Consider the following 7,142-nt stretch of genomic DNA (forward strand, 5'->3'; position numbering starts at 1 on the left):
CACATGGACGATGCGCAGGCGAGCCAATTGTTCGCGCTGTTACGACAGGTTGTTAAACCCGATGGGCGCGTGATCACGGTCGATAATGTGTTTGTCGAGCGGCAGAATCCGATCGCGCGGTTGCTCATCAGTCTCGATCGTGGTCGGCATGTGCGCTCGCCGGCCGGTTATGAGGCACTGGCGCGCAGCGCGTTCGGCGATGTGCACGGCACGGTCGTCGCAAAGGCGTTTCCGCCGTACACCCACTTCTTCATGACAGCCCGGATGTCGCCCAAAGAGGAGTCGGTGAGCACCAATCCGAGGTAGGTCACGCTACTGAGCAACGTTTTGCCGACGTGATTGCGATACCCCACCAACCACGTCGCCGACACGCCGTGGGTAGTGTCGCCCGCTCAGGCGCGGATCTTCACGCCCGAGGCGAATTCGCTTCCACGCGCTGGTCCACAACCCTTCCGCGCCGCGGAGCAGGTCTTTTCCCTCCAGCGCTCAGCGAAGCCACACACCGCCAGCCGACCGCGCCGGCACGTTACACAAACCACCGATCCGCCCTCGAGTTTTCGGCCGCGGTCGTAACGCTGGCCGCCTGATTTTGCTACCGTCTCGCGAAGAACGGAGGAGGATTTGGATGATTCGACCGGTCGAGGTGCTGCGTAGCAGGCTCGCTGCGATCGGGGAGCGGCGTCGAGCGGTGACCCCCCAATCCGAACGCACTTTGATGCTGGGCGCCATCCTGCTGGTCTCCGCGGTGTCGGTGGCGACAAGTTATGTGCTTGTCCAGTGCTTCTCGGTCGACGTGCTGTCGTCTCTGTTGTGGATCCCCCAGGATTGCTGGCTGGCACAGAGCGCGAGCATCGGTCGGCACTGCTTCGGTGACTACACCATGGTCGTAGATACCGGGCTGCAGCCCGACCCCTGGGCCTACTCGCAAGTCCTTCCCCCGGATTACCATCCGGTCCTGATGGGTGGGCCGGCTGCAGGATGGTTGCCCCACATGTTGTTTGCGGCTCCCGCGAAATGGCTGGGCGTCCCAAGACTGGGGTTGATCGCTTATCTGTTTGCGCTGACGGTTGCGGTGGTTTCGCCTGCGGTGTGGGCGGCCCGGGGAACACGCGGTCTGGAGCGAGTGGTGGTTTTCGTGGCACTCGGCGCTGCAGCAATCCCCGCGTGGGCGGTGATTGATCGGGGCAACTCGGCGGGATTCGTGGTGCCGATCGCGTTGGTGTTCTTGGTGGCGTTGCGTCGAGGGCAGTGGGGTGTTGTCGCGCTCATGGTGGTGTTGGCCGCGATCGTCAAGCCCCAGTTCGCCGTGCTGGTGGTGGCGTTGTTGGCAGCCCGGCAGTGGCGGTGGGCTGGCGCTGCTGTTGCCGGGGGCGTGGGCGCGAACCTGGCTGCCTACCTGTTGTGGCCGCGTGACTTTCCGCAGACAATCCCACAGTCCCTCCGCAGCTTTTTCCACGCGGCAAGTTCGTTCGGGGGACTTACCGACGTGAAGAACGTGTCCTTCGGTCGAGCGCTGCTGCTTTTCCCGGATGCCGTCAAGGGTGCCCAAACCGGCGGGAAGATTCCAGAAGGTTTTCTGGCCGGCCCGCGATGGATGATCGGAATTGCGATCCTGATCATTGTTGTCGTTTGCCTGCTCGTCTTGGGGCGACGCATCCCACCGGTGATGGCAGGCGTGGTGCTGCTGGCCACGGCCGCGCTGTCTCCCTCCGTGGCCATGCTCTACTCCTTGGTATTCGTTTTGCCGGTCGCCGCGCTCGTCGTCCGAGACCCCGACGGCTCGCCTGCTGAGGGGATATTCGACCGGCTGGCACTTCGCGACACTCGTCGTCGTGCGGTGGGCCGGTGCATCACGTGGGCCGTGGCGCTCAGCATCGCTCAGGTTGCCATCCTGGGCCAGCCCGTCCAGGAACCAATCTGGGGGCAATGGGGGGCTCGTGGGGTAGTCGGCACCACGTCAGTCGTATTGACCACGGCGCCATTGACGCCGATCTTGTGGATGATTGCATGCCTGGCGATCCTTGTCTCCTATGCTCGCCGACCGACTCCTTTACCTGACGATGACCGGGAGCCCGCTCGGCAGGGGCTTTCGGATACGGCTGCCGCCACGTCGTCACATCCACCCGACTTGGTGCCGCAGAGTGCGCCGGGACCGGCGTAAACCGCCAAACATTCTGGGATAACGCAACTTTGGGCAAAAGCCCGCCGGGGAGGCGCCGTGCTGACTGTTAGTGTTGTCATACCCGTTTATCGCGCAGGACTGACGTTGCGAGAGTTGCATGGGCAGCTGAGCGTTACTATGCCGCGGATCGCCCCGGAGTTTGAGATCGTCTTCGTGGAGGATTGCGGCGGCGACGAGTCATGGTCGATCATCACTGAACTGGCTGCGGAGGACGAGCGCGTACGCGGCATCCGCATGAGCCGAAATTACGGTCAGCACAATGCCCTGCTCTGCGGTATTCGCGCCGCGCGCAACGACGTAATAGTCACGATGGATGACGATTTGCAGCATCCGGTGAGCGAGATCGAGCCGCTTCTTGCGGCCCTCGGTCCCGACGTCGACGTGGTGTATGGCGCACCGCTGAATGAGCAGCATGGGATCGTGCGCGACGTAGCCTCACGCGTGACGAAGTTGGCGTTGGCCAGCGCGATGGGCGCCGAGACAGCACGCAGTGTGAGCGCCTTCCGCGCATTCCGCACCCGCTTGCGGCAGGGATTTAGCGAGTATCGCAGCCCAACGGTGTCCATCGATGTCTTGCTCAGCTGGACGACGTCTCGGTTCGTCGCGATCAAGGTGAAGCACGCGCCGCGTACCGCCGGCGTGAGTGGTTACAAGATAAGCCGTCTGGTTCGCCACGCGATTGACCTGATGACCGGGTTCAGTACGCTCCCGCTCCAGATCTCGAGCTTCATCGGCTTCCTGTTGGTGTTATTCGGCGTCGCCATCCTTGCCGACGTCGGTATCACGTACCTGATAAATGGTAGTGCTGTGCCGGGTTTCGCGTTCCTGGCCTCGATCATCGCGATCTTCTCTGGCGCGCAGCTTTTTGCACTTGGAATCGTCGGGGAGTACTTGGCTCGTATGCACTTTCGGAGCATGGACCGGCCGACCTATCTGGTCAGCGAGACCGTTGCATACGATGGCGCCGCAGGATAACCGGATCACCATTCGGAGCGCTGATGCGAATTGTTTTATTTGGTTTGACCGGCTACACGAACGAGGTCCTCGACGCGATCCGGGCCGATGGGCGGCTGGAGTTGGGCGCGGTCTTCACGCGATGCTACGACGCTCCATACCCCTATTACCCGATTCCTCAGATTCACGAGGTGTGCGCCGAACTCGGGATACCGTGCCACACGAATCTTCGCGTCACCTCGGGAACCGGGCTGGAAATGGTGCGGGGCTATGACCCGGAGATGATCCTCATGACCGGGTTTGATCAGATCCTCACAGAGCCGCTTCTCGACCTGCCACGGTTGGGCGTCGTCAACATGCATCCGTCGCTGCTGCCACGGTTTCGCGGGCCCGACCCGATCCAGGCCGCCCTACTCGGGGAGGCAATCGAAACGGGAGTGACATATCACTATGCCGTCCCAGAGGTCGACGCGGGCAACATCTTGATCCAGCGGACCTACCCGATCCGGCGTGATGAAACGAATGCGTCGCTGAGGCTCGGGCTGGCACGGCTGGCGGCGAGCTGTCTTCCGCAGCTGATCGATCTGTTCGAATGCGGGGTCCGACCGGTCGGGATGAGGCAGGAAGTCAGACCGACGCCGCGCACTCAACGAATCGTTAAGCCTGTGTCGCTAGACCAGTCATTGGGACTTCATGAATTGCACAAGATCGTACGGGCGGTGGTCCCTTACCCGGGCGCGACGGTTCGCGTTGGAGGGGTTGATCGCATCGTCAACAGCTCCACCTTGATAGAGCGGACCTCAGTCGCCGGCACGGACAACGCTTCGACCGATGGTGACGGACGAATCACGTGGGAAAGGGATGGTGCGCGGCTGGTGCTGACGCTTGATCAGCCTGGCAAGTAGCAAAGCCGCGCGACAGCGATCCATCCTCCAGCAGCCGCTCTACGGACAATGAACGCCACCTTCCGATCGCCGACGCAGCGGAAGGACCGCGCTGTGAATGTTGAGTAGCCCTGGTAGTTGATCGTCTTAGGCCTGCGGTGCGGGCGGACGACGGCGACGCCGTTACTGCTCGACCCGGGCGTCAAGACTGGCGGCGCTCACGGGCTGCCCCTTATGCCTGGGCCGTGGGGTGGGTGTCTCTACCGTCAAGTACAGCGGTTTGCCGATCAACACGTGCAGGGCCACCCCGAGATATTCGGCCACGAGGCCGAGTGAGAACAGGATGGCACCCGAACACAGCAACAGCACCACGATGGTCGAGGCCCATCCATGTGGTCCGTAAACGTCTTCGGTGAGCGCCTGGTACACGACGACCGCGGCCATCACGGCACCGATGACGCCGAGCGTGACGCCGAGCATGCTGACCAGCCGCAGGACGCGGGTGCCGCTGCAGAGCACCATCTTCCAAAACAGCGCGAACAGCCGCGGATAGGTATAGCCGGACTCGTGCAGGCTCTCTGCGCGCAGTATCACCGGGACCTGCGCGACCGCATCGACCACCCAACTCAACGCGACATCGAGATACACGCCGCTTTGGGCGATGTCAGCGAGTTGGCGGCCGATATCCGCGCGGATGAGCCGGAAGCTTTCAAACCGGGTGGAAGCCGGGAACGCGAACACGGTCGCCAGCACCACCTTCGCGCCGCGCGAGGTCAGATTCCGCAGAAATCCATGCGGGCGAGTGTTCGTCGGCCTCGAATACACCAGATCGGCGCCCTGAGCCAACGCCGTGTCTAAAAAAGCGCCGATGAATCCAGGATCGTGCTGGCCATCCTCGTCCATTGTGACGATCCAATCGCCACGCGCGGTCGACATGCCGGCGATCGTCGCGGCGTCCTGGCCGAAGTTGCGGCTCAACCACACGGTGCGCACCTGCTCGTAGGCCTGCCGAAGCTCCTCGAGCGCCACGTCTGACCGATCGGGACCGTGATCGTGCACGAGGATGATGTCGTCGACCAGGAAGGTAGCACCGTCGGGCGTCGCCGTGGGACGGGTGAGCTGATGCAGTTCAGCAACCAATCCGCCAATGGTGTGTTGGCCCCGATACACCGGTACGACAACCGAAATACGGTGAGGGCGCTCTCCGCCCGGCCAGTTGAGACGGCCGTCTGCTGCGACCGCGCCTTGGTCGGGCGCGATCACCGTGGGAACTTGACGCGTGACCGATTGGCGGGGTCCATTCCCTGCCTTCGACCAACGTTGGTTGCCGGCGACCTGCCGGCCCAGGGGCGGACCTTCCGCGCTTCGTCCGGGGAGTTGCGTACTTCGTCTGGGAATCACCGCGAATCCTGCCCGACGAGTGAAGTGATTTGTTAGTAACGTACAGCAAGCCCGCAGCCTTATCGGGGCGGAGGCAGCTGATCCACTTGCGTACAGTCAGTGCCAGCCCGCCAGGCGTCTCGCCGAGGGCCTCTGCCGAACACCGGACCTCCTTTGCTGTTGGGATCCAATCTTGAATGAACTGCACCAACCGTTAAAGGGAGCTACGCCACTCTGGATTCCACAACCTGCCAGCCTAGCGGTTAGCCACGAAACCCGTATGTCGCTTGTCGGTTGCGGCATTGATGAAATCATGCTTCCGCGAATGTTTGCGCGCCCAGCCTCTCATCACCGACACCCGGGATGCCCGGCTGACGCGGCGCCGATTAGACGTCCGGGCCGCATGACGGAATCGCAAAGCGCCCGGCGCGGTAGCATTTAGCGTCCAGCAACCGTCGCAGGGGTTTTTTGTGCCCACCAGCCTCATCTATCGCAGCGGCGTCAGTTACGAGTTACTGATGCGCACGCTGTACGGCAGGCACTATGCAGCGCGCTTTCGCGCGATCGCGGCACTCATTCCCGAAGGCGCCACGGTGCTCGACGTGTGCTGCGGGCCGGGGACCTTGTACAGCCGCTACTTGCGTGAGAAGTCGGTCGACTACCTCGGTCTCGACCTGAACAACGGGTTTATCGCGCGGCTGAATGATGCGGGTGGGCGAGGCGAGGTGCGGAACCTGCACGCCGACACACCGCTGCCCCGAGCCGACTTCGTCATCATGCAGGCGAGCCTGTATCACTTTCTCCCCGACCCACGGGCGGTCGTCGACCGGATGCTGGCCGCGGCGCGCAACCGGGTGATCGTCGCCGAGCCGGTCCGCAACATGACCACCAGCGACAATCGCGTCCTGGCCGCACTGGGCCGACGCTTCACCAACCCGGGCGACGGTGCGCAAGCTCATCGATTCACCGAGGCGACGCTCGACGAATTCTTTCGCAACTACGCGCCGCGAGTGGTGCAACAGTCCTTAATTGCGGGCGGTAGGGAGAAACTGTACGTGCTCAGCGCCTGACCGACGCCGCTCATTTCCGGAGATAGCCGGGTCGCCGAATTGACGCCGCGCTGGCGCACGCGCGCGGAGCTAGCCAGGTGCCAGTTTTCCGTTGTGGAGCAAGCCGAGCCCGACGTTGCCGCTGTGCATTTTCACGACGCAACTAGTAGCCAAGACGATTCGGCATGCTGAATGCCCGGTGCGGCGAGAGGCTGATGCCCAGCTGTGCTCCGCAGAGCGTGTGCGGCAGGGGTTTTTCAGTGGGTAGCATCGATGGGCTGCGTAGTGTCGAGGCGTGGCGGATCTTGGCGGGGCACTATTCCATTGGGCGCAAGTTGTCTTGCGGTCTGCGTTAAGGATTGAGCATTGACGAGCGAACGTACCCACGGTCTTTATGCGGCTTTGCGTCATCCAACATTGTATGAAGCTGTGCAGCGTGTGATGGGAGCCGACCGCGAGCGGCACCGCTTTGCGCGAGATTTCGTGCGTGCTCAGCCGGGGGATCGTGTGCTGGATATCGGTTGTGGGCCCTCGGATCTGTTGGCGTACCTGCCGGAGGTGGAGTATGTCGGCTGGGAGCCTAATGCGGCCTATGTGGCGAAGGCGCGCAGGACTTTTGGGGACCGTGGGACATTTTATGAAGGTTTTTTCGGGCCCGAGCAGGCGCGCGTGCTGGCCCCTGTTGATATCGCC

At 62.7% G+C, this 7,142-nt stretch carries 6 protein-coding genes and 1 pseudogene; 6 read left to right on the top strand and 1 reads right to left on the bottom strand.

Annotated elements, in window-relative coordinates; translation table 11 throughout:
- The 4 genes and pseudogenes from AC5Y4F_RS26665 to AC5Y4F_RS26680 form a co-directional block, all read left to right on the top strand.
- Window positions 1-306, top strand: a pseudogene (locus AC5Y4F_RS26665) (hypothetical protein); the annotation flags it as partial.
- Window positions 307-625: 319 nt separating this feature from the next.
- Window positions 626-2,161: a glycosyltransferase 87 family protein gene (locus AC5Y4F_RS26670; protein ID WP_499999653.1), complete on the top strand. Its 1,536-nt coding sequence runs from the start codon at window positions 626-628 to the stop codon at window positions 2,159-2,161.
- A 57-nt stretch (window positions 2,162-2,218) separates the two neighbouring features.
- Window positions 2,219-3,157: a glycosyltransferase family 2 protein gene (locus tag AC5Y4F_RS26675; protein WP_067933345.1), complete on the top strand. Its 939-nt coding sequence runs from the start codon at window positions 2,219-2,221 to the stop codon at window positions 3,155-3,157.
- 23 nt (window positions 3,158-3,180) lie between these two features.
- Entirely contained in the window at window positions 3,181-4,041 is an 861-nt protein-coding gene (locus AC5Y4F_RS26680; protein WP_499999656.1) for a methionyl-tRNA formyltransferase, read from the top strand.
- A 162-nt stretch (window positions 4,042-4,203) separates the two neighbouring features.
- Here the strand turns inward: AC5Y4F_RS26680 and AC5Y4F_RS26685 are convergent, their stop codons facing one another.
- Window positions 4,204-5,208 carry a glycosyltransferase gene (locus AC5Y4F_RS26685; RefSeq protein WP_499999661.1) on the bottom strand — a complete coding sequence of 335 codons (1,005 nt, stop codon included), beginning with the start codon at window positions 5,206-5,208 and terminating at the stop codon, window positions 4,204-4,206.
- A gap of 662 nt (window positions 5,209-5,870) precedes the next feature.
- Between AC5Y4F_RS26685 and AC5Y4F_RS26690 the strand changes: the two genes are divergently transcribed.
- Together AC5Y4F_RS26690 and AC5Y4F_RS26695 are read left to right on the top strand one after the other, a co-directional pair.
- On the top strand, window positions 5,871-6,470 hold the full coding sequence (locus AC5Y4F_RS26690) for a class I SAM-dependent methyltransferase (protein WP_067933341.1): 600 nt from the start codon (window positions 5,871-5,873) through the stop codon (window positions 6,468-6,470).
- Window positions 6,471-6,815: 345 nt separating this feature from the next.
- Window positions 6,816-7,142: class I SAM-dependent methyltransferase (locus tag AC5Y4F_RS26695; protein WP_499999659.1), on the top strand; the 327-nt coding region annotated here is incomplete at its 3' end.

This window comes from Mycobacterium sp. NGS56 (assembly GCF_059812425.1).

Coding starts and splice junctions, on each gene's coding strand:
- AC5Y4F_RS26670 (WP_499999653.1), top strand. CDS start 626: ATGATTCGACCGGTCGAGGTGCTGCGTAGCAGGCTCGCTGCGATCGGG.
- AC5Y4F_RS26680 (WP_499999656.1), top strand. CDS start 3,181: ATGCGAATTGTTTTATTTGGTTTGACCGGCTACACGAACGAGGTCCTC.